Source organism: Sphingobacterium sp. MAE, assembly GCF_056711605.1.
Map to the genome: position 1 here is coordinate 1,885,007 of NZ_CM160044.1, position 21,630 is coordinate 1,906,636.

Here is a 21,630-nt window from a genome sequence, read left to right on the forward strand (position 1 = left end):
CATATGTTATGATATAAATAAAAGTTTATACGTATGAAATTACTCAAAGTTGCACTCGTCGTTGGCAGTTTAAGAAAGGAATCATTCAACAAAAAAATTGCTAGGGCTGTTAGTGAGTTCAAGGTTGGAGGTCTGCATTTTGAAAATATTGAAATCGGGGAGCTAGCTTTATATAATGAAGACTTGGAAGAAAATGAACCCCTTGAATGGCAAAATTTTCGAAAAGAATTGAAGCTTCATGATGCGGTATTGTTTATTACTCCCGAATATAATCGATCTTTAACCGCAGTACTTAAAAATGCATTAGATGTGGGCTCAAGACCTTATGGCAAAAGTGTATGGGATGGTAAACCTGCTGCTATTATCAGCTGTACAGCGGGGGGATTAGGTGCTTTTGGAGCTAATCATCATCTTCGTCAATCTTTAGTGTTTTTAAATATGCCAACTCTCCAACAACCAGAAGCTTATTTAAGTCATGCAGCCAATCTATTTGATGAGTCAGGCACATTAATAGATGCATCTACTCGAGATTTTTCTAAAGTCCTTTCTTATTAAATTTAAATCGTGGATTGAAAACAATATAGAAGAGAAAAAAGTATAAAGCAAAAAATCCTCTTTACAAAAGTAAAGAGGATTTTAAGTACGCCCATCAGGATTCGAACCTGAGACCGTCGGTTTAGAAAACCGATGCTCTATCCAGCTGAGCTATGAGCGCGTGTCCCTTTCGGTGATGCAAAAGTACTTAAATGATCTATATTTCCAAAACTTAAGTGCTTTTTTTTTAATCAAAAACATTAAGTCCTTGCTTTTCAAGCTAATTAATTTTTGAGTATATAAACTGAAAATTGGAGATTGCTGTGAACGGAGTCGATTTTAGTAGTCATTGATAGTTATAATGAATATTTTTTCATTATAACTTGATAGATTGAGCGTATATGGGATATGTCACGGTGTATTGTCTTGAAAGTTTGATTTGAAGAACCTGTATGCCTTAATCATGTTTTAAGGTATTCCGTTAACTTATTCACAGTCCATATCAGTTGTACCTATATGTACGATGGTTGTTATAGTTAGCCACTTAGTGTAATTGGTGTCGATAGGTTTGTCACTTGAATAAATATTGTCTCCATAATCTATCCGCATGATATCTTCAGGTAGATTTACTTTGTCCTTGGGTAATTGAAATAGTTCTTCCAGCTTGTTTTTTTAGATGTCAATGTCGATGGAAATTGTATGCCTTCATAATAGGCATCGGTCAATACACAGGGGTCTCCTTTATTAATGTAGTTGTTATGATCGCAATTAAATATGGAATCTCGATAATCAAAATGTTTTTCGATGATGCAGCCTATTTCTGCTGGATTTTTTCCTGCCCAAGATAATATTGGGTAAGCGTAGTGCCCATCAAAACGTGATTTTAGTACAGATGCTATTGTACTTCCAGTAGAGTTGTTACAGGCACTACTTAGGATTAAAAAAGAAAAAAATAGGATGCTGGATATTCGTAGCATGTAAGTTTTTTTGTGAAAAAATATTAAACCTTGAAGTTACAAAAAAATATTACCGTGATGCGAATAGTATGTATAAATAATCAATTTGTTACTGAAGCGGGGTAGGAAAAAATAGCTTTAACATATATGTTAAAGCTATTGATGTGGTGCCAGCTGGATTCGAACCAGCGACACAAGGATTTTCAGTCCTTTGCTCTACCGACTGAGCTATGGCACCTTCCAAGTTTTTATTTTGAATCTGTTACTTTCAGATTTGGTGGTGCCAGCTGGATTCGAACCAGCGACACAAGGATTTTCAGTCCTTTGCTCTACCGACTGAGCTATGGCACCTTCTAAGTTTTTGTTTTGAATCTGTTACTTTCAGATTTGGTGGTGCCAGCTGGATTCGAACCAGCGACACAAGGATTTTCAGTCCTTTGCTCTACCGACTGAGCTATGGCACCTTCCAAGTTTTTGTTTTGAATCTGTTACTTTCAGATTTGGTGGTGCCAGCTGGATTCGAACCAGCGACACAAGGATTTTCAGTCCTTTGCTCTACCGACTGAGCTATGGCACCTTCCAAGTTTTTATTTTGAATCTGTTACTTTCAGATTTGGTGGTGCCAGCTGGATTCGAACCAGCGACACAAGGATTTTCAGTCCTTTGCTCTACCAACTGAGCTATGGCACCATCATCTGCATTCACATTTAACTTTGAATGCGATGCAAATATACCCCGATAATTCGAATTCTAAAATTTTTCACCCATTTATTTCATGTATTTTTTTGAAAGACTTGATTTAGATACAGATAAAATTTACAAGAAATTAACACGTTAAAATTTGAAATAGCCTATCTTTGCATTTCAATAAAATAAAATGAGTAAAAGAGGAAGAGTATTAGTTGCTATGAGTGGGGGTGTTGACAGTTCGGTCGCGGCTGTCATGCTTCATGAACAAGGATATGAAGTCATAGGGATCACGATGAAGACTTGGGATTACGCAGCATCTGGTGGTTCGTCTAAGGAAACTGGATGTTGTAGCTTGGATAGTATCAACGATGCACGTTCATTGGCTGTCAATTATGGTTTTCCACATTATATATTGGATATTAGAGATGAGTTTGGCGATTTTGTTATTGATAACTTTGTAGAGGAATATATTGCCGGCCGTACGCCAAATCCTTGTGTATTGTGTAATACCCATATCAAATGGGAGGCGTTAATGAAGCGTGCTAACAAATTGGACTGTGAGTTTATTGCTACGGGACACTATGCCAATATTCGCCTTCACGACAATAACCGTTATGTGATTTCGAAAGGTAAAGATGAAAATAAAGATCAGTCATATGTACTTTGGGGAGTGGCACAAGAAAACTTGGCACGAACTCAATTTCCATTAGGATCATTTACGAAAAAGGAAATACGCCAGATGGCTTTAGATATGGGGCAGGTTGAGCTTGCTAATAAAGCGGAAAGCTATGAAATCTGTTTTGTACCGGATAATGACTACCGTGCTTTTTTAAGACATAAAGTGCCAACATTAGATCAACAAATTGGTCAAGGTAACTTTATCTTGACAGATGGTACAGTAGTAGGTCAGCATATCGGTTATCCTTACTTTACTATTGGGCAGCGTAAAGGTTTGGGAATTGCATTGGGCAAACCTATGTTTGTGGTCGAGATACTTCCAGAAAGTAATACCGTAGTTTTAGGTGAGGAGCATGAATTGGAAAAATCATTCGCTTATGTGCGCAACGTCAATTTGGTGAAATATGCTTCATTGGATCAACCAATGGAAGCAATTTCAAAAGTACGCTATAAAGATGCTGGAGCTTTATCAACGATCTCGCAAGAGGGAGATATGGTAAAGATTGACTTTGTCCATAACGTAAAAGGAATTGCTCCTGGACAATCTGCTGTTTTTTATGAAGGCAATGATTTGATTGGTGGTGGATTCTTAATGAAATAGAAAACTATAAATAAAATAATGAAAGGTCTTAAAATTTAGTTTTAAGACCTTTTTTCGTTGATATTGCTCGCTGCTATTTGTAAGACTCGATGATTTGATTTATTTTCCATTCTTGATTTTCGTTACATAAAGTTATACATTCAATTTTTGTAAATGTATCATATTTCATCTCTATTCTTGCTATGACACAGTTGTCATTCTTTTCAACAATACTGTAGTTCGTTTTACAATTTTGAATAAGTCCCTTGTTTGATTTTAGGTAGGTAATCAGATCTGATTTATTATATGTTTTTGTTTTTGCATTTGAAGATTGTGTCCACTTAAAATCTTTGGAAAATAAATGTTGGATACCTTCGGTATTACCTTCCGTTGTGATCTGGATATAGCTATCAATAACAGTGATAGGATTTGTGTTTTTAATCTTTTTATCTTTTGCAAAACTATTAGTTGTCAAAGCTACGAGAGCTCCTATTAGTGCAAATACGATAAAGATCGAGTTGAATGAATTTTTCATGGTTTTTAGTTTTAGATTCTTGATTAAAGTTTTTCTTTTGTTAAATCAAAAATAGATACGTCAACTAAAAGTATGAACGGCAATCAGGTAAATGGTCTGGTAAACTCGGTAAAAGGGGGGGAGGCCTCGGTAAAGAGAAAAGACATATGAAAATACTCGGTAAATAGTTTTTTTTTAATAAAACAGTTCTTTTTTGACTGAAAAGAACTGTTTTATTATAGGCTAAAGTGTACTAATATTTCATCCACTTCATAATCTCTTTATAATTTGCTTTTTTACCATAAATCAGAATACCAACTCGGTATATTTTGGCTGCTAACCAAGTTACTAGCAAAAAAGTAAGAATCAAAATGATTAATGACACAGCGATCTGCCAAGTCGGCACTCCAAATGGTATACGCACCAACATGGCGATAGGGGAGGTGAAGGGTATGAAGCTTAACCATGTTGCTATAGGGCCATTAGGATCATTGATAATGACACCAAACGATAACACATAAGTTAGCAATAAAGGCATTGTGATGGGCATGGTGAATTGATTGGCTTCTGTCTCACTATCTACAGCTGAACCAACTGCGGCAAAGATAGCGCTATAGAGTAAGTAACCTGCAAGGAAGAACAGGAAGAAACAAATAATGATCTCTGTGACGTTAACTGAATCGAGATGTTGCAATATGCCGAAACCAAATCCAGAGCCTGTTGTTTGCTGCATATTCGCCATACTGCCTTGCTGCATTGCCGCCTGTTCTACAGCTTCTTTATTTAGCAGATTAGTAGCTAAAAAGATTAATCCACCTGTAAGTATAATCCAAAGTAGGAATTGGGTAAGTCCGACCATACCAATGCCGATGATTTTGCCCATCATCAACTGGAAAGGTTTGACCGATGAGATAATGACTTCGATGATACGGTTACTTTTTTCTTCAATGACACCCCGCATCACTTGAACGCCATAAAGAAATAGCGAAAGGTAAACTAATATTGCTAGCCCTACACCGATACCCATAGCGATACCTGTGTTGCTGTTTTTCTCTTCCCCGTCTTCAGTCAATTCTTTGGCATTGACGTTTATATGCGGTTGTACAGAAACTAGTACTTGAGGGTCAATGCCCAGTTTTTTGTATTCCGTTAGTCGGATGATACCTTCGAGCTGGCGAGCGATGGAGTTTTGGATTGTAATATTTGCTTTATCAGCAGAAATGAGCTCAATGTCAGATTTCTGGTAGATGTTTTTTGGAATAACCAGAATGGAGCTGTTTTGCTCATCGTCTTTGATTTGTATTTTCAAATCTTTTAGCGAGCGGTCACTTACAGTGAACGTTATGTTGGGGTCACTTTTCAATTGGGAAGCAAAGTCACCATGTTGATCCAGAATGTAAACATGAGCATGGGCATCTTTGAAACTTTTCTTTGTCAAATAAAATATTCCACCGTATAAAGCGATGAAAAATAGGGGAACCAGAAATGTCATCAATAGGAATGATTTCTTTTTGACACGTGAAAAGTATTCGCGTTGGATAATGAGTAATATTTTATGCATGATCGATTTCTTTTTTAGAATTATTGGATAGGGTAACCTGCTCGATGAAAATGTCATTAATTGACGGAACGATCTCTAATACTTGATGGATCTCGGCTAATGGTAGGAGACTTTGTAATACTTGATTTATGCTAATGTCTTTGTTTATCTTGATTATTATATTTGTCTTGTTTTCAATTTGTTCTAAATATTTTAATTCGTATAGATTTTCTATATGGATTAATTTTTCATCAGCTAAAGACTGTAATTCTATTTTATAGGTTTGATTTTTATATTTGTTTTTAATGTCCTTAATGTTGCCATCTAGTATTTTCTTCGAGCGGTTTATCAAAGCGATATGATCGCAAAGTTCTTCGACAGATTCCATACGATGTGTCGAAAAGATGATTGTAGCGCCTTTTTTGTTCAATTCGATGATTTCATCTTTGATTAGGTTAGCATTGACGGGGTCAAATCCAGAGAACGGTTCGTCCAAGATAATCAGATCAGGTTGATGAAGTACAGTGGCTATAAATTGTACTTTTTGTTGCATGCCTTTACTGAGATCTTCTACTCGTTTATCCCACCATGACAAAATGTCTAGTTTTTCAAACCAATAATTAATTCGATCAGTTGCTTCTTTCTTATTCAGACCTTTTAATTGAGCTAAGTAAAGCATTTGTTCACCTATTTTCATCTTCTTATAAAGTCCTCTTTCCTCAGGAAGATAGCCTATACGTCCAATATGTTTAGGCGCTAATGGCTCACCATCGAAAATAATTTCTCCAGAATCTGGACCAGTTATTTGATTGATGATTCTGATCAATGATGTTTTTCCTGCACCATTGGGACCTAAAAGTCCAAATATTTTTCCTCTTGGAATATTAAGAGATACATGATCCAAGGCTCTATGACTCGCATAGTCTTTTACGACATTTTTGATTTCTAAAAGCATGTTTTATTTTGGTTAATTCTTATGTGTTATATATTTTGTAACGGCTTTGTAGTATACACTTGCTGTTTTTTTGATAGTTGATGATACTCATCCTATTTATCGATAATGTGTATCAGTTAGCTAATCAGTTACATGTGCTTTACATGAGTATTTTTAAAGTTAGTAAACAGTCCGCATGAAATGTTACACTTTTATTTACTTTATCGTTTTTATAAATTTGGATCTGAGTTGAATTTGTCAGAAGGAGAGTTTTATGCTACCTTTGCAAGATGCAAATTAAAAAAGCCGAATTCATCTGTAGTAATACACGAGTTGATAAATTGCCGGAAGGCAAACTACCAGAGTATGCTTTTATTGGTCGTTCCAATGTGGGTAAATCATCACTAATCAATGCTATGGTTGGTAAAAAAGGTTTAGCTAAAACGTCTCAAAAACCCGGTAAAACGCAACTTATAAACCATTTTATTATCAATGATGATTGGTTTTTAGTGGATTTGCCTGGTTATGGTTTTGCTAAGACTTCGAAAACTAATCGTGAAGCTTGGGAGAAATTTATTCGTCGTTATTTAACCCATCGCGATAATTTGCAATGTATTTTTGTTTTGATCGATAGCCGCCATGAACCACAGAAAATAGATCTTGAATTTTGTTATTGGTTAGGTGAGAAGGGATTGCCCTTTATGCTCGTATTTACCAAAGCAGATAAACAATCCCATGTGAAATCTGATGTGAATATGTCAAAATTTAGAAAAGCTTTGTCGGAATGGTTTGAAGAGATCCCCAAATGTTTCTTAACTTCTGCAGAAGTGAAATCAGGTTGTGATGCTATATTGGATACTATCGCTGATATCAATACGCGATTTGTTTTGCCTGAGGTGACTTCAGATATTGATCAAGATGGATATGATGATGGTGATGAGGATAAATACGGTGACGTCGATCTTGATAGATATCGTCATGCTGACGAAGAGGAATAGTTTATGAAGAAATATTTATCCTTAGTATTGTTTGCGCATAGTATTTTCGCATTGCCATTTGCCATTATTGGTTTTTTCTTAGCAATCCATACAACCAATCATACTTTTGATTGGAAGCTGTTATTACTTATGCTTATTTGTATGGTTACAGCAAGGAATGCAGCCATGGCGTTCAATCGTTACTTAGATAGGGATATTGATGCAATTAACCCTAGAACAGCAATGCGTGATATTCCAGCTGGTAGAATTTCTGCACATGGTGCACTACTATTTACCATCACGAACTGCTTGATTTTTGTAATTGCGACCTATTTTATCAATAGTTTGTGCTTTATGTTATCACCTATTGCTTTATTTGTTGTGCTGTTTTACTCTTATACTAAACGTGTTACTGCATTATGTCATTTGGTGCTTGGGTTAGGATTAGGTTTAGCTCCTGTCGGTGCTTATTTAGTAGTTACAGGACAATTTCATATTGTACCCGTACTTTATGGACTGGCAGTGTTGTGTTGGGTAAGTGGATTTGATATTATTTACGCATTACAAGATGAGGAATTTGACCGTCTAAATAAGTTGAACTCTATTCCTGTATTGCTAGGTCCAAAAGGAGCTTTAAGGTTCTCTGAAATTTTACACATATGTTCATTTATATTCGTCCTACTACCGATATTGTATATGGAAGTAGGCTGGTTTTATTATATAGGTGTTGTCTTTTACGGATCTTTACTGATCTATCAACATCGAATTGTGAGTCCTACTGATTTGAGTCGTGTTGATCGTGCTTTTATGACAACAAATGGTATCGCATCGGTGATATTTGCTATTTTCTATTTGCTCGATATTGTTCTATAATTGATATGCTGTAGCGTTACACTGCATAGATCACTTAAAGCCAGATTAATTTTGATTAGTCTGGCTTTTTTTTATTTTCTGAAATGTTTTTTGCATCATCCTGAATAAAAATTTATATTTTCAGAACTTGAAATATGAATTAAACGCTAGTAATTAGCAAAACCTTAAATTATGACGGAAAATTATTTTGAAAATGTTGTGAAAATAGCCTCTGACCTTGTATGGAGTGATATTTTTATTTATTTATGCTTATTGACGGGTTTGTATTTCTCCATACGTACCGGATTTCTTCAACTGACCTATATCAAAGATATGTTGCGTTTGTTGTTTCAAAAGAAACAAACCGACGAAGGTATTTCTTCCTTCCAGGCTTTTGCACTGGCTATTTCAGGTCGTGTGGGTACCGGAAATATTATCGGAGTTGCTACAGCTATATATATGGGCGGTCCAGGTGCTATCTTTTGGATGTGGGCCATTGCATTTTTAGGTGCTGCGTCAGCGTTTGTTGAGTCTACCTTAGCGCAGGTATATAAACAGCAGGTCGGTGGTGAATTTAAAGGAGGTCCGGCTTATTATATCGAAAAATGTCTCGGTGTAAAATGGTATGCTGTTTTATTTGCTATTATAACAATTGCAAGTACTGGTTTTTTATTACCGGGTGTGCAGAGTAATGCCATTGCATCTTCCATGCACAACGCATTTGAGATACCTGTAGCATACACAGGCATAGGAGTAGTAATTTTACTTGCTCTTATCATTTTTGGTGGTGTACAGCGTATCGGACGTGTTGCTGAGCTTGTTGTGCCGTTTATGGCAGGAGCTTATATATTAATGGCTTTAGTGATCATTGCTTTAAATTATACCCAGATATTCGATGTTTTTGGTTTAATCTTCAGCTCTGCTTTTAGTGTGAATGCTACATTTGGAGGAGTGGTCGGTATGGCCATAGCTTGGGGAGTTAAGAGAGGTATTTATTCCAATGAAGCTGGACAGGGCACTGCCCCACATGCTGCCGCAGCAGCAGAAGTGAGTCATCCAGCACAACAGGGATTGGTGCAAGCATTCTCAGTATATGTCGATACTCTATTTGTTTGTACAGCCACAGGGCTCATGATTTTATTTACCAATCAGTATAATGTGGGGCAATTTGATGGTGCTGGCCAACTGATGGGGTTTATTTCAGAACATATACCTGGAGTAAATTATACAGCTTTTACACAAGCAGCAGTATCGCACCATTTTCCTTTGATAGGTAATGGCTTTGTCGCAATAGCACTATTCTTCTTTGCATTTACTACAGTAATGGCCTATTACTATTATGCAGAAACTAATTTGTCCTATATCTTTTCAAATAAGGTAAATCCTACAATTACTTGGGTTTTACGACTGGTATTTTTAGGTGCGGTATATTATGGATCTGTAAAAACAGCTGAGATTGCTTGGGCAATTGGAGATATTGGGGTCGGTCTAATGGCTTATGTCAATTTGATTGCTATATTATTGATGAGCAAAACAGCATTAAAGGTTTGGAAAGACTATAAAATGAAACGAAATAGAGGGGAGTTGAATCCAAAATTTAGTGCAAGGGAATTGGGCATTAAAAACGCAGATTTTTGGGATCAGGAAAAATTATAGAAGAGATGTATTATCAATCATATATTAAGAATTAACGCATTTGAAGATGGAGTCAGTCTCTACATGCAACTTTACCTTACGGTAATTAATAAAAAAGCTCTCAAGATTTACTTGAGAGCTTTTTTATTAATTTAACGTTCCAAATTGACGATCAGCCATATCTTTTTCGTAATGTGCCATGAGCGCATTGCGATGATTTAAGACTTTTGATTTTGCAAAGTACTCTTCATTGTCCGCGTATATAAATAACAGCGTACCATCTTTGATGGTGTTGATAATAGGTTTGCTTAATTCTCTGGGCAAGGCAGGACAGCCATAGCTGCGTCCTAATCGACCCAACGCACTTACGATACCTGTGTTTACATAATCTGCTCCATGCACCACTACAGCTCTTGATTTAGCCTTGTCATTGAACCCCTCTTCCAATCCATTTAGCACTAGAGAATATCCATTTTCACCTTGATAAGTATTCTCCGTTACATAAAAACCAAGTGAGCTTTGGTAAGATTCGGGAGTATTTGAGAAAGAAGTAGCGTAATTGCTTCCGCTATTTTTACCGTGCGAAACAAGGGAATGAAAAAGGACTTTTTCGTTCTTAATATCTAATACAACAAGTCTTTTTTCTGTTGATGCCAATGTAAAATCAATTATTGATAATATATCTTTGTTTTTAGCCGGTAGTAATTGATAACCTTCCATTGCTTCTGCGAATGCTTTATAGTTCACCACATCCTTCAGATTCATGCTTTGGTAGAGTGAATCTACCTTCGATAGTTCTTTTTTAATTTCAATTTGTTTTTTATGAATTTCTGGCGCTACTGTATTTTTTGATTCTGAGAATACTGCCGCATATAAACCCATAAATAAAATGAACACTAATTTCTCCATATCTTATCCTTAATTGTTTTTCAAATACAAATCTAAGAACTAAAGATAGTTAAAAAGTGTAAAAAATTGTTAATCAGTTTATTAATTATTGTTAATCAATAACTATCACCAATGTTTGAAAGTCTTTTGACCTTTTATAAACAAATTGTGCATGCGATGACGCATTTCTGACACACATATGTGAACGAGGAATGGTACCTAAAGTAGAGCTATATTCTGTTATTTTTCCATTAGGATTATTAACAGGAACCCCGTGTATATAAGCTCCGGCCGTAAAACGGCTTGCATATGGCGCATATCCCTCTATACTCTTTGTACCATCTTTAAAATAAAACATTTTAGATTTATGCTGTTGAAGCACAAATATACCCGTAGGTGTTTCTTGTGCATGGGGAGGCTTGTGACGGCCTGTTGTAGCAGGATTCATGCTGCGTACTACCCATCCTTTTTCTGTTTTATCCAGTGTACAAATATTTTGGTTTGTAACATCTACAACCGCTACTTGGTCAAATTTGACCGAATCTCCAATTGTTTTAACATATCTTTTTGGCACTTCCCAAGTTCCATTAAAAGATACACCCTCAACTTTTATACGTTTTAGGGTGTCACTACTTTGTAGCTTGACTAGCCATCCATCTTTACCATATATAGCAGGTAATTTTGTTTCCCCTATACGATATAATGGACTTGCTTGATAGCGCTCCGTTCCTAAAGAATCGGCAACGCGCTTGTAAGAATCTCTTTTAAAATTAGGAATTGTTGGTGCCTCACCATTCGAGTTTTGATAATTTTGCAAAACTCCATAGATCGACTCTCCATCTTGAAAATTTTCAATAAAGGCTAATTTTTCTTTTATTTTATTCCATTGAAATTGCCGCACAGTATCTTTATATGGATAAGTATCTTCCAATGTATACTTTGTATATTGTAACTCTTTGGTGATCTTGATGTCTTCTGCGGTCTTTGGTTCAGCTTTCGCTATTTGCTCTGCTTTCTTTTTCGACGCTGCCAATGAATCTGCAGTAGTATCTTTTTGGGGACTATTTTTAGGTTGCCCATTTTGACAAGAAATAAATAGGAGACATATAAAAATAGTAAATTGTAATTTTTTTTCGATAGAGAAATACTTCATAAAACATGGCTGATTAAAACGATGACATATCAGAAAATCTTAACTTCTTAAAGGATAGTTTTTTCTGAATTATTTCTTTACCAAACATAGTGCCGAGATTTAGTATATAGCCACGATTTTGCAGCGAAATATAATTAAAGTATTGTAATTCATATTATTTACAATACTTTTATCATTAGCAAGATAAAACAATTAGGTGATGGTGACGTTCTATCAATAATTTCCACTATTTTTAGTTTAACTATATTTCAAAGATATATGAATTCAAACTTGCGCTATTTAATCATACTCATATTTTGTTCTTCTTGTGGTATTATCCACAATGTGCCTATTTCGCAGAAACCTAATTCATTTGTAAAACCAAATATCTCAAATTCATTTGTAGACCAGAATGGAAATTTTTATCCTGATAATTGGCGAAAATCTTATGGAAATCCTCCGCAGAATGGAAAAAGAGAAGCCTATTCATTGATGAAAATAGCGACAGACAGAGGAATTGTAGATGAGCTGAATGGATTTGAAGTTAAAAAACTAAAAGAACTCAAGGAGCATGTGAAATCAAAGAAACGTATTTTTATTTTTGTTCATGGATTTAATGCTACCAATCAAGAAGTAAATGAGAGTTATGGTTACATCCAAAAGCTGATTAAGATTAATGCTCAGGAAGACGAGATCATACGTTTTTACTGGGATGGATTGTCCATTACAAATCCTTTTGCAGGAGTCAAAGTTTGGTTTACGGCCACATCTTTCAGCCAAATGGCAGGTGAGTTTGGTTTACGAAGGGTGTTAAATGCGATATCTAATAAAGATATTTATATTATTTCACATAGTCGTGGAGCATCTGTAGTGCTCAGCGCGTTGAGTAAGCCATCTTTTAATGAGAAATTTATTAAAGAAATTAAGGAAGTTCATAATGTTGATGTAGAAAAAGCAAGTAGCTTATCAGAAAACCAAAATCGTATTACATGTATTATGTTAGCACCAGCAATTGGATTGATAGATTTTAAATCAAATGAAATGGGTAATGATTCTTTCTGTTCATTTAGTCCTCAAATTAAAAAAATTCATATTACCACGAATAATACCGACAAGATGCTCAAGAAATTTGTTGGATTTCTTGCGGATAAATTAACACCAACGGATTTAGGGTACAAAGATGATGTCTACAACGAATTGATCAAACATTATACTTGCATTGATAAAACTGATTTTTCAGGAATGGAAAGCCACGCTTTTAACCAGTATATTCGCAATCCTAAATTTAAAACCATGTTAAAAGCAAATGGAATTGCATTAAGGTAGACAAACTAGCTCTTTTTATTGTTTTCTCTTTTATTATAAGTCAGATAAATTCTTTTTACTTCTAATTGTTCGGATCTCCCTTTTGTAATCATCATATGTAGATGATTGTCCGTCATAAACTTGCTATTTCGGATTTTATTTTTTAAGATGTTAAGATAGGCAATAGCGCCAAATCGCGATTTGTTTAAACCTAAAAGTTGACATGAATAATTACCTAAAAGGTAGTAATTGTAATAAAGGTGAATTTCACGCATCATTTTACGTCCTAATGCTGATGTGGGGTAATATGCTGCTATTGGTTCCTGCTGTAGTGCATTTGCTAGCAGTTTAGAATCTGCATCGCCTTCTTTTTGTGTCATAGTCCAATAATAAAGTGCATGGATTGCTTCCTGCTCTGTGTCAGGCAATAATTCAAGAGGAATTCCTAATAAGTAACCAATATATTTCCAAAGGTGAAGTACAGCAGTGATGTCGTCAGGAAGGATTTGAAAATGCATACGTTGTAGACCTACCATAAAAACTAAAGAAAAGCCTAGGTTTGTTGCCAACATGTCCCACTGGTTGAGTGGAATGCCCCAGTCATCTTGCTTCCAATTCGTTTTACTCAAAATATTAATCCGAGAATAGGAATGGATCATTCTGGTTTCAATGATTTTCCGAAAACCGATCTGATCCTTTTTTAAGGATTGGTTTTGCATGATATCAACCCAGAATTCAACTGTATCAGCAAGTCTTTTGACTGCTCCTTTTTTTAAAGCGCCTGTATAAATTAATGGTTTATTGATGGCCGCAGATTCATAGCCACCCATAAGGCAATAATCGCGAAGTACAATTAATCCACTTAAACCTGACCGTTGGCAAACTTCTATACCTTTTTCTACCATGTTCCAATTGAGCCATGATGGTGAAGTGTCTATTTGTTTAAAAAAGGTATCTAGTGCATCTTTAAAGGGCAGCAGAACACTTTTAGGATCTGTTAAATAATCTTTTATAAGTTGTTGACCTTTTACAAATCCCACTTGTAGATGCAGTTGGTTCACCAATTTGTCTGCAGACTCATCGTATGCGTACAGATAAGGAATAAGGTTTTTCGCATCATCTATGCTGGGTTTATGGTCTAACTTTTTTAATAGTTTTACTCCAGCTCCCTTTGTCCAATAATGTTGAAAAGAGGAAGTATTGACTTTGTACCGATTTGGTATTTCCATTTTATACTAATTTTCAATATTCCAGTTTACAAAATCTCCTATGGCATTTATAAAATTTGGCCGATAAGTAAAAGTGAAATCGATATAATCCGACTGACAAGAGATGGTATCGCTGCAACAGAATTGACGATTTATACTGAAATTAATTCGGAACTTACCACGTGTCTTTTTTTCATCAATAGTGAATTTTTCGATAATCAGATCATCAATTTGCGGGGCACCATCTTTATCTGATAAATTGTCAAATACAACTTCCTGTAATTTTCTTCGGTCGTCAACTGTGATTTTATTGACTAATAATGTGAAATTATGATTGATTTCTACCCATTCTTTTTCAGACACCTTTATATTTAATTTGATTGTTGACATGTCTTTAATGTATAAGCAATTTGATCCTGAATCAATTGTTCTTCAGGAAAATAGTGTGTTCGTATTTTGGGGCTCAAATTCAAAAGTTCAGTAATTGCATTAAAAATGAGGTATTTCAGCTCAGAAATAGACAAACAAATAATAACGTTGCTAAAAGTGATACTATTTTGGTCTTGAATAGTGTATAAACGCTTTTGCATGGATCTAAGTTTGATCTCATTGATCAATATCTGCAGTTCTTCTTCCCAATAACCAATGAGATCTGCCAGCTGCTGTAATATAAATTGTTTCCTCCATTTTTTTAACTGTTTTTGATACTCCTTCTGACGTTTACAATAAATGGAAATCGTTGTATTTTTTACAACGATATTAGGCATAGCACTCCTCTCGATAATTTTAAGCAAATAGTTTTGCTGAAATAGTTGAATAGGCTGATCTATATAACTAATTTCTTCGTTAATAGCTGTAATCGTTTTTTTGTTTTTTATAAACTGTTCTAATGTATTGACATCAATATTCGCAGAAACAAAGATGGTATGAACACCCAACTTCGTTTCTAAACGAATATCCTTCGCATTTGTGGTAATGATTTTATAGTGTTTTCCAGCTATTTCAGTGATCATATGGAAATTAAATGTTTCTCCTTGTAAACATAATACTTACTTTTATTAAGTTTGTCATTAAATTAAAACAAAATAACGGTGATATGAAAAAACACACAGTACTTGCTGCTTTGATGATGTGTGGAGGGGTTCTCTTTGCACAGCAAAATCCAGCAATCAATCCAGCATTTATGGATAAGAGTGTCCGTCCACAGGATGATTTTTACAATTTTGTAAACGGTCAGTGGATGAAAACAGTGGAAATACCTTCAGATAAAGCAAGATGGGGATCATTTGATGAACTTCGTGAAAATACGGATATCGCCACTTTAAAGATTTTAAAAGAATCCTTAAGTACTACATTTGAAAAAGGCTCTGATGGTCAAAAGATTGGTGATTTGTACCGTTCTTACATTGATTTTGAAAAGCGTAATCAATTGGGGGTAACTCCAATAAAGCCTTTTTTAGATAAGATCGATGCTATAAAGGATTTTAAAGGATTATATAATTACTTAGTCGAAGTAACACCTATCGGTGGCAATCCTTTCTTTGGTGGTTATGTATATGCGCATTTGAAAAACAGTAATGTCAATACGGTTTATTTAGGTGCTGCCAGTTTAGGTCTTGGTCGTTCTTATTACCAAGTGGTAGACGCTAAAAATACCGAGACTTTAGGTGATTATTCTAATTTTATTTCGGCGCTTTATAGCAAAGTCGGTCAACGTACTCGTGACTTAAAAGGTCCAAAAATTGTTGCATTTGAAAAAGAATTGGCTAAAAATCTAAAAACAGTAGAGCAGTCGCGTGATGCTGAAAAGCGTTATAATCCAGTTGCAGTTGCTGATTTAGGTAAGATGGTTAAGAATATTGATCTAGCGAAATATTTGAAAGATACAGGATTTAAGGCGGATACGGTTATTATTTCAGAATTGGGCTATTACCAAAATCTAGATAAGGTACTGAAACCTGAGAATTTGGATATGATCAAAGAGATGCTCAAATTTAATGTCATGAATGATGCTGCAGGATACCTAACTGCGGATTTGGATCAACTCAATTTTGATTTCTGGGGTAAAAAGCTAAAAGGTCAAAAAGAGCAGCGCGATCTGGAAAAAAGAGGTCTTGAATTTGTCAATAGCCTTGTGGGAGAGCTTTTGGGTAAGTTGTATGTAAAAGAAAATTTCCCGCCACAAGCAAAAGCACAGGCAGAAGAATTGGTCGATTATTTGATCAAATCTTTTCAGCAACACATCAAAGATCTAGCATGGATGTCTGCAGATACGAAAGTGAAAGCTTTAGAAAAATTGGCTAAATTCAAAGTGAAGATTGGCTATACGGATAAATGGAAGGATTACTCTACTTTAGCAGTTGGTACTTCTTTATTTGACAACATTTTAAATGAACGCAAATGGGCTTTTAAAGACAATTTAGATAAACAAGGTAAACCTGTTGATAAGACAGAGTGGGGTATGACTCCACAAACGGTAAATGCTTATTACAGTCCTTTATTTAACGAAATCGTATTCCCAGCAGCTATTTTACAACCGCCATTCTACGATTATAAAGCTGATGCAGCTGTTAATTTTGGTGGTATCGGTGCTGTGATTGGTCATGAGTTATCTCATGGTTTTGATGATCAAGGAGCTAAATATGATGGAAATGGTAATTTGAACAACTGGTGGACTGAAGAAGATAAAGCTAAGTTTGAAGCTTCGGCTGATGCGTTGGTCAAGCAATTTGAGGCGTACGAACCCGTACCAGGTGTTAAAGTAAATGGCCGTTTTACTTTAGGAGAAAACATTGGAGACTTAGGTGGATCATCTGTAGCTTTTGATGCATTGAAGATGTATTTGAAAGATAAAGGTAATCCAGGCTTGATCGATGGATATACACAAGAGCAACGTTTCTTTTTATCATGGGCGACAATCTGGAGAACGAAAACCACAGATGAGTTTGTTGTGAACCAAGTGAAGACAGATCCCCATTCGCCTGCACAATACCGTGCTTTTGCGCCCATCATCAATTTAGATGGTTTCCATGAAGCATTCGGTACTAAAGAAGGTGATAAATTATTTGTCCCTAAAAAGAATAGAATCGTGATTTGGTAATCTAGAATCAATTTTAAAATAGAAATGGGTCAACGCTAAAAAACGTTGACCCATTTCTATTTATTCTTGATCTTATTTAAAAAAGTAACGCTCTTATTTGTTTTTCATCCTCTTTAATTTGATCTTTCATTTGTTGTAGCGAATCAAATCTTTCATCATGACGAATAAAGTGTAAAAATTTCACACGCAATGTTTTACCATAAATATCTTCATTGAAGTCGAAAAGACTAATTTCAATACTCCTATTCATTCCATCTACCGTCGGACGTGTGCCTATGTATCCCATTCCTTTAGCAATGCTATATGGTTCTGTTTCGATGTATTCACCTGTGGTGATATTTTGAAGATGATCAAAAATATGAACTTCTACAGCATAGATACCATAGGCCGGAATCAATTTATGCTGTTCATGTACCTGCAGGTTGGCTGTAGGAAAACCTATTGTTCGTCCAATTTGATCACCACGTATTACCGTTCCTGTTAATTCAAAGGGATAACCCAAATACAGGTTTGCGGTGTTGATATCACCCGTAATCAAGGCGAGACGTATTCTGGTTGAGGATACGGCTACATCATTGATATCCTGCTCCGGGATCTGCTCTACGGAATAATCAAAAATATCAGCATACTGCTGCAAATCTTTTAAACTACCTTTTCTATCTTTTCCAAAGTGATGATCATATCCAATTACAATCTTTTTTGTACCTAATTTTCCGACTAATACATTGCTAATATATTCTTCAGGAGTTTGGTTTGAAAAATCACGAGAGAAAGGGGTAATGATTAAATGATCAATATCTAATTCAGAAAGTCTACTGACTTTCTCTTCGATATCATTAATAAGCCTTAAGCTATCATCGTCAGGATTGATAATTAATCTTGGGTGAGGGTAAAAGGTTAATAAAACCGTTTCCCCATTAATTTTTTTAGCACATTCTTTTAAATGAGTTAATATTTTTTGATGACCGATATGGACGCCGTCAAATGTACCAATGGTAACAACTGCATTTTCCAATGCTTTAAAATCATCTAAACTTCTATAAATTTTCATTTAATGAAATATTTTCGATAAACTAATAGATAGAAATCAATTCTTAAGATTGATGTTCTTCGATATTAATTTCTTTATGAACTTTTATTTTTTGAATTAATTCTTCTAAGTTCCAAGCATTTTCAACCTGGTAATCGCCACTTTTAGTCCTTCTGAGTGAACTTAAATGAGCACCACTGTTGAGTACTTTTCCAAAATCAAATGCTAGTGAACGAATATAGGTTCCTTTACTGCACGAAACCCTGAAATGGATAACAGGCATTTCTATTTTTTCAATGATAAAGCTATTAATCGTTACTTTGCGGGTTTTTAATTCCACTGTTTCACCTCGACGAGCTTTTTCATATATACGCTCTCCGTTGATTTTAATAGCCGAATGCGCAGGAGGGTATTGGTCGATATCACCTTCAAAAGTTTTCGCAGCATCATATATCATTTGTTCCGAAATATGATTTGTAGGAAAAGTTTCATCGACTTCTGTTTCAAGATCGTAAGAAGGGGTTGTCCCACCTAACGTGATGGTTCCCATGTACTCTTTATCCTCTGCTTGGTAGCTATCTATTTTTTTTGTAAATTTACCAGTACAGACAATTAACAAACCCGTTGCTAATGGATCTAATGTACCTGCATGACCTACTTTTATTTTTAATGGCTTAATGGAGTTACGAATTTTCCCAACTACATCAAAGCTTGTCCAGGTCAGTGGCTTATCTATCAATAACATTTGTCCTTCGGCAAATGAAAACACTTTTTCTATTTGATCTTTTTCGTTATTTTCCATTCATTGATTCAATTGCACTAGATCATTGATTTTGTTTCCATTTGCTGAATCTCGTTAAAACAAGCATTTAACATAACAAAGTCAAGTTGATTTTGTATTTTTTTGCAAAGGTACTAATATTTATTTCTCGCACTAATATTTAAATAGTAAGTGTAGCGTCAAATGGTTTAGTTATTCCAGAAAAATACTAATAAAGCGATACCAATAATAATACGGTACCAACCCCAAAATTTAAATCCATATTTTGTTAATACGGTTATAAATGATTTAACCGCTATCATAGCAACGATAAAGGCAACGACGTTACCGACTATAAAAACAATGATATTTTCATTGCTGGCAAATATCATCTCATAGCCTTTCTGTGCATGTGCTGTTCCTTCTCCCCACGTTTTAACAAATACGGAGTAAACGGTTACGGCAAGCATAGTAGGAACTGCTAAAAAGAAAGAAAACTCCGCTGCAGCTCTTCGGTCTAATCCTTGAGTCAGTCCACCTATAATAGATGCAGCTGACCGAGATGTACCAGGCATCATGGCTAGACATTGCCAGAAACCGATAATTAATGCCTTCTTTATTGGAATTTCTTTTTCATCCAAGATCGTTGGATTCTTAAACCATTTGTCGACAAATAGCAAAACTACACCGCCAAGGACCAATACCGTAGAGATCGCGATCTGATTACCTAATACAGCTTCGATTTTGTCGTCCAATAGTTTTCCTAATACCAATGCCGGAATAACAGCAATAGCTAATTTATAATAAAGTTGGATATTTTTAATATCAAAAAATTTCTTCCAATAGAGAACTACAATGGAAAGGATAGCGCCAAATTGGATGGACACTTGAAACATTTTGAGGTATTCACTTTCCTGGATGCCCATCAAAGCTGCAGTAAAACCCATATGAGCTGTTGATGAAATTGGAAGATATTCAGTTAATCCTTCAACAATCGCTAGAAGGATAGCTTCAAATAAGGACATAGTCTAGTATTGTTTTATTTAGATTTTGGTTTGTAAAGAATGGCTACAAAGCCTAAAGCAAAACCAAGTACTATGACAATGGGAGCTAACGTGATTTTAGTGAAGCTATAGATATCTGTATTACCACTCATTAGGAAAAAACCAATGATTACAATAATAATACTGACAATAAATAATTGATAATTCAATTTTCCGAAAACAAAAGAACTTTTGTTTGTCGATTCAGATTTTTTGATTTGAGCCATTTTTAACTGTATAAATCGTTAGATTTTGCTTTTAAATATTTGGTAACGGCAAAGTATGTACTAAGGCCAGAAATTAGAATTCCAATTGCGATAACTACAATAAAAATAGCCGCAAACTCATACCAATTTCTTAAAAATACCAATTCAGGAATTTGCTGCTGTGCAAATTTTAATGTAAATATTAATAATAAGATTGCTATCAATGAACCTAACAAACCATGTATGATACCATAGGTAATAAATGGCTTACGTATAAAGTTTTTTGTAGCCCCAATTAGTTGCATACTTTTAATCAGGAATCTTTGTGAATAAATCGCTAAACGTATCGTGTTGTTGATCAGTGCTACTGCAATTACCAATAAAATTGCAGCAAATGCCAGTACAACAATACTGATGATGCGCACATTTTTATTGACCATATCAATAAGTGATTCTTGATAAACAACTTCTTTTATTCTGCTATTTCGCGATATTTTATCGATAAAAGTTTTGATACTGTCGGAGTTTGCATAATCTTCCTTCATATAAACATCGATAGAAGGAAGTAAAGGATTGTGGCCTAAGTATTGAACAAAATCTTCACCCAAATCTTCTTTCAACGATTTTGCGGCAAGTTCCTTGCTGATATATTCTGAGCGTAAAACATAATTATCCTTTTCTAGATCTTTTTGCAATGAAAGAACATCGCCTTCGTTAGTGCCATCGTTAACGATAACATTTAAAACAATGTTTTCTTTAACGTATTTGGATAAATTCTTTGCGTGCACAAGTAATAAACCTAATAATCCAGTCACTAAAAGGACCAGTGCTATACTGATAACAGTAGAGACGTAAACTGATTTTGTTTTTCTTTTTTGCGTGCTTGATTCGTATTCTGACATAATAAGCAATAAAAATTTATTTGCGAAAGTAATGATTTGAGGGGATTAATTCGAATTAATCTTGTAATAACTTTATTTCGAAACTGCAAAAATTCGCTATATCCTTTGTAATTAACTTTTCAATACTATCATTTATTGTTCAAACTACAAAACTTTTCTTACAATT

Annotated in this window: 21 protein-coding genes and 6 tRNA genes; 7 read left to right on the forward strand and 20 right to left on the reverse strand. The window is 35.0% G+C overall.

The window, feature by feature from the left end; genetic code table 11:
• The first annotated feature begins 33 nt into the window (after positions 1-33).
• Entirely contained in the window at positions 34-555 is a 522-nt protein-coding gene (locus AC06G9_RS07975) for an NADPH-dependent FMN reductase (protein WP_480957837.1), read from the forward strand.
• An 86-nt stretch (positions 556-641) separates the two neighbouring features.
• Here the strand turns inward: AC06G9_RS07975 and AC06G9_RS07980 are convergent.
• The 7 genes from AC06G9_RS07980 to AC06G9_RS08010 form a co-directional block, all read right to left on the reverse strand.
• Positions 642-715: transfer RNA gene (locus AC06G9_RS07980), tRNA-Arg, on the reverse strand.
• A gap of 445 nt (positions 716-1,160) precedes the next feature.
• Entirely contained in the window at positions 1,161-1,511 is a 351-nt protein-coding gene (locus tag AC06G9_RS07985; protein ID WP_480957838.1) for a hypothetical protein, read from the reverse strand.
• Between the two features lie 144 nt (positions 1,512-1,655).
• Positions 1,656-1,728 (reverse strand) — tRNA-Phe (locus AC06G9_RS07990).
• Positions 1,729-1,765: 37 nt separating this feature from the next.
• Positions 1,766-1,841, reverse strand: a tRNA-Phe gene (locus AC06G9_RS07995).
• A 37-nt stretch (positions 1,842-1,878) separates the two neighbouring features.
• A tRNA-Phe gene (locus AC06G9_RS08000) sits at positions 1,879-1,954 on the reverse strand.
• Between the two features lie 37 nt (positions 1,955-1,991).
• Positions 1,992-2,067 (reverse strand) — tRNA-Phe (locus AC06G9_RS08005).
• 37 nt (positions 2,068-2,104) lie between these two features.
• Positions 2,105-2,180, reverse strand: a tRNA-Phe gene (locus tag AC06G9_RS08010).
• A gap of 187 nt (positions 2,181-2,367) precedes the next feature.
• On the opposite strand from AC06G9_RS08010, the gene mnmA reads away from it, so the two are divergent.
• Positions 2,368-3,459 carry a tRNA 2-thiouridine(34) synthase MnmA gene (mnmA, locus tag AC06G9_RS08015; RefSeq protein ID WP_094771649.1) on the forward strand — a complete coding sequence of 364 codons (1,092 nt, stop codon included), beginning with the start codon at positions 2,368-2,370 and terminating at the stop codon, positions 3,457-3,459.
• A gap of 73 nt (positions 3,460-3,532) precedes the next feature.
• On the opposite strand, the gene AC06G9_RS08020 is transcribed toward mnmA, so the two are convergent.
• The 3 genes from AC06G9_RS08020 to AC06G9_RS08030 all read right to left on the reverse strand — a co-directional run bounded on the left by AC06G9_RS08020 (position 3,533) and on the right by AC06G9_RS08030 (position 6,447).
• A complete protein-coding gene (locus AC06G9_RS08020; protein WP_346573937.1) occupies positions 3,533-3,973 on the reverse strand; it encodes a nuclear transport factor 2 family protein in 441 nt (146 codons plus the stop codon).
• A gap of 232 nt (positions 3,974-4,205) precedes the next feature.
• Positions 4,206-5,513: an ABC transporter permease gene (locus AC06G9_RS08025; RefSeq protein WP_248754157.1), complete on the reverse strand. Its 1,308-nt coding sequence runs from the start codon at positions 5,511-5,513 to the stop codon at positions 4,206-4,208.
• Positions 5,506-6,447: an ABC transporter ATP-binding protein gene (locus tag AC06G9_RS08030; RefSeq protein WP_094771647.1), complete on the reverse strand. Its 942-nt coding sequence runs from the start codon at positions 6,445-6,447 to the stop codon at positions 5,506-5,508. Before AC06G9_RS08030 ends, AC06G9_RS08025 begins: the two co-directional genes overlap by 8 nt.
• A 269-nt stretch (positions 6,448-6,716) precedes the next feature.
• Between AC06G9_RS08030 and yihA the strand changes: the two genes are divergently transcribed.
• The 3 genes from yihA (at position 6,717) to AC06G9_RS08045 (ending at position 9,911) form a co-directional block, all read left to right on the forward strand.
• Positions 6,717-7,424 (forward strand): ribosome biogenesis GTP-binding protein YihA/YsxC, encoded by a 708-nt coding sequence (yihA, locus tag AC06G9_RS08035; RefSeq protein WP_084405355.1) that lies wholly within the window; start codon positions 6,717-6,719, stop codon positions 7,422-7,424.
• A 3-nt stretch (positions 7,425-7,427) separates the two neighbouring features.
• Positions 7,428-8,276, forward strand: coding sequence for a UbiA-like polyprenyltransferase (locus tag AC06G9_RS08040; protein WP_480957839.1), 849 nt, complete (start codon positions 7,428-7,430; stop codon positions 8,274-8,276).
• 171 nt (positions 8,277-8,447) lie between these two features.
• Complete coding sequence (locus AC06G9_RS08045) at positions 8,448-9,911, forward strand: alanine/glycine:cation symporter family protein (RefSeq protein ID WP_480957840.1); 1,464 nt, start codon at positions 8,448-8,450, stop codon at positions 9,909-9,911.
• A 126-nt stretch (positions 9,912-10,037) separates the two neighbouring features.
• Here the strand turns inward: AC06G9_RS08045 and AC06G9_RS08050 are convergent, their stop codons facing one another.
• Positions 10,038-10,799, reverse strand: a complete 762-nt coding sequence (locus tag AC06G9_RS08050) for a murein L,D-transpeptidase catalytic domain family protein (RefSeq protein ID WP_045754406.1) — start codon at positions 10,797-10,799, stop codon at positions 10,038-10,040.
• A gap of 91 nt (positions 10,800-10,890) precedes the next feature.
• Entirely contained in the window at positions 10,891-11,931 is a 1,041-nt protein-coding gene (locus AC06G9_RS08055) for a L,D-transpeptidase (RefSeq protein WP_480957841.1), read from the reverse strand.
• Between the two features lie 258 nt (positions 11,932-12,189).
• Between AC06G9_RS08055 and AC06G9_RS08060 the strand changes: the two genes are divergently transcribed.
• Positions 12,190-13,236 (forward strand): alpha/beta hydrolase, encoded by a 1,047-nt coding sequence (locus AC06G9_RS08060; RefSeq protein WP_045755563.1) that lies wholly within the window; start codon positions 12,190-12,192, stop codon positions 13,234-13,236.
• A 5-nt stretch (positions 13,237-13,241) separates the two neighbouring features.
• On the opposite strand, the gene AC06G9_RS08065 is transcribed toward AC06G9_RS08060, so the two are convergent.
• Genes AC06G9_RS08065 through AC06G9_RS08075 form a run of 3 tightly spaced genes read right to left on the reverse strand, consistent with a single transcriptional unit; the run spans position 13,242 to position 15,436 of the window.
• A complete protein-coding gene (locus AC06G9_RS08065) occupies positions 13,242-14,444 on the reverse strand; it encodes an oxygenase MpaB family protein (protein WP_480957842.1) in 1,203 nt (400 codons plus the stop codon).
• A gap of 6 nt (positions 14,445-14,450) precedes the next feature.
• On the reverse strand, positions 14,451-14,813 hold the full coding sequence (locus tag AC06G9_RS08070) for a hypothetical protein (protein ID WP_346569154.1): 363 nt from the start codon (positions 14,811-14,813) through the stop codon (positions 14,451-14,453).
• The gene (locus AC06G9_RS08075) at positions 14,795-15,436 is read right to left on the reverse strand and encodes a hypothetical protein (RefSeq protein ID WP_480957843.1); all 642 of its coding nucleotides are present in this window, start codon (positions 15,434-15,436) and stop codon (positions 14,795-14,797) included. Before AC06G9_RS08075 ends, AC06G9_RS08070 begins: the two co-directional genes overlap by 19 nt.
• An 83-nt stretch (positions 15,437-15,519) precedes the next feature.
• Between AC06G9_RS08075 and AC06G9_RS08080 the strand changes: the two genes are divergently transcribed.
• On the forward strand, positions 15,520-17,523 hold the full coding sequence (locus tag AC06G9_RS08080) for a M13 family metallopeptidase (RefSeq protein WP_346569156.1): 2,004 nt from the start codon (positions 15,520-15,522) through the stop codon (positions 17,521-17,523).
• Positions 17,524-17,599: 76 nt separating this feature from the next.
• Here the strand turns inward: AC06G9_RS08080 and AC06G9_RS08085 are convergent, their stop codons facing one another.
• The 5 genes from AC06G9_RS08085 to AC06G9_RS08105 form a co-directional block, all read right to left on the reverse strand.
• On the reverse strand, positions 17,600-18,574 hold the full coding sequence (locus tag AC06G9_RS08085; RefSeq protein WP_480957844.1) for a bifunctional riboflavin kinase/FAD synthetase: 975 nt from the start codon (positions 18,572-18,574) through the stop codon (positions 17,600-17,602).
• A gap of 43 nt (positions 18,575-18,617) precedes the next feature.
• Positions 18,618-19,355: a tRNA pseudouridine(55) synthase TruB gene (truB, locus tag AC06G9_RS08090; protein ID WP_248754148.1), complete on the reverse strand. Its 738-nt coding sequence runs from the start codon at positions 19,353-19,355 to the stop codon at positions 18,618-18,620.
• Positions 19,356-19,522: 167 nt separating this feature from the next.
• Positions 19,523-20,338, reverse strand: a complete 816-nt coding sequence (locus tag AC06G9_RS08095) for an undecaprenyl-diphosphate phosphatase (protein ID WP_480957845.1) — start codon at positions 20,336-20,338, stop codon at positions 19,523-19,525.
• A gap of 14 nt (positions 20,339-20,352) precedes the next feature.
• A complete protein-coding gene (locus AC06G9_RS08100; protein WP_045754415.1) occupies positions 20,353-20,583 on the reverse strand; it encodes a DUF3098 domain-containing protein in 231 nt (76 codons plus the stop codon).
• Between the two features lie 2 nt (positions 20,584-20,585).
• A complete protein-coding gene (locus AC06G9_RS08105) occupies positions 20,586-21,464 on the reverse strand; it encodes a cell division protein FtsX (protein WP_045754416.1) in 879 nt (292 codons plus the stop codon).
• Between the last annotated feature and the right edge of the window lie 166 nt (positions 21,465-21,630).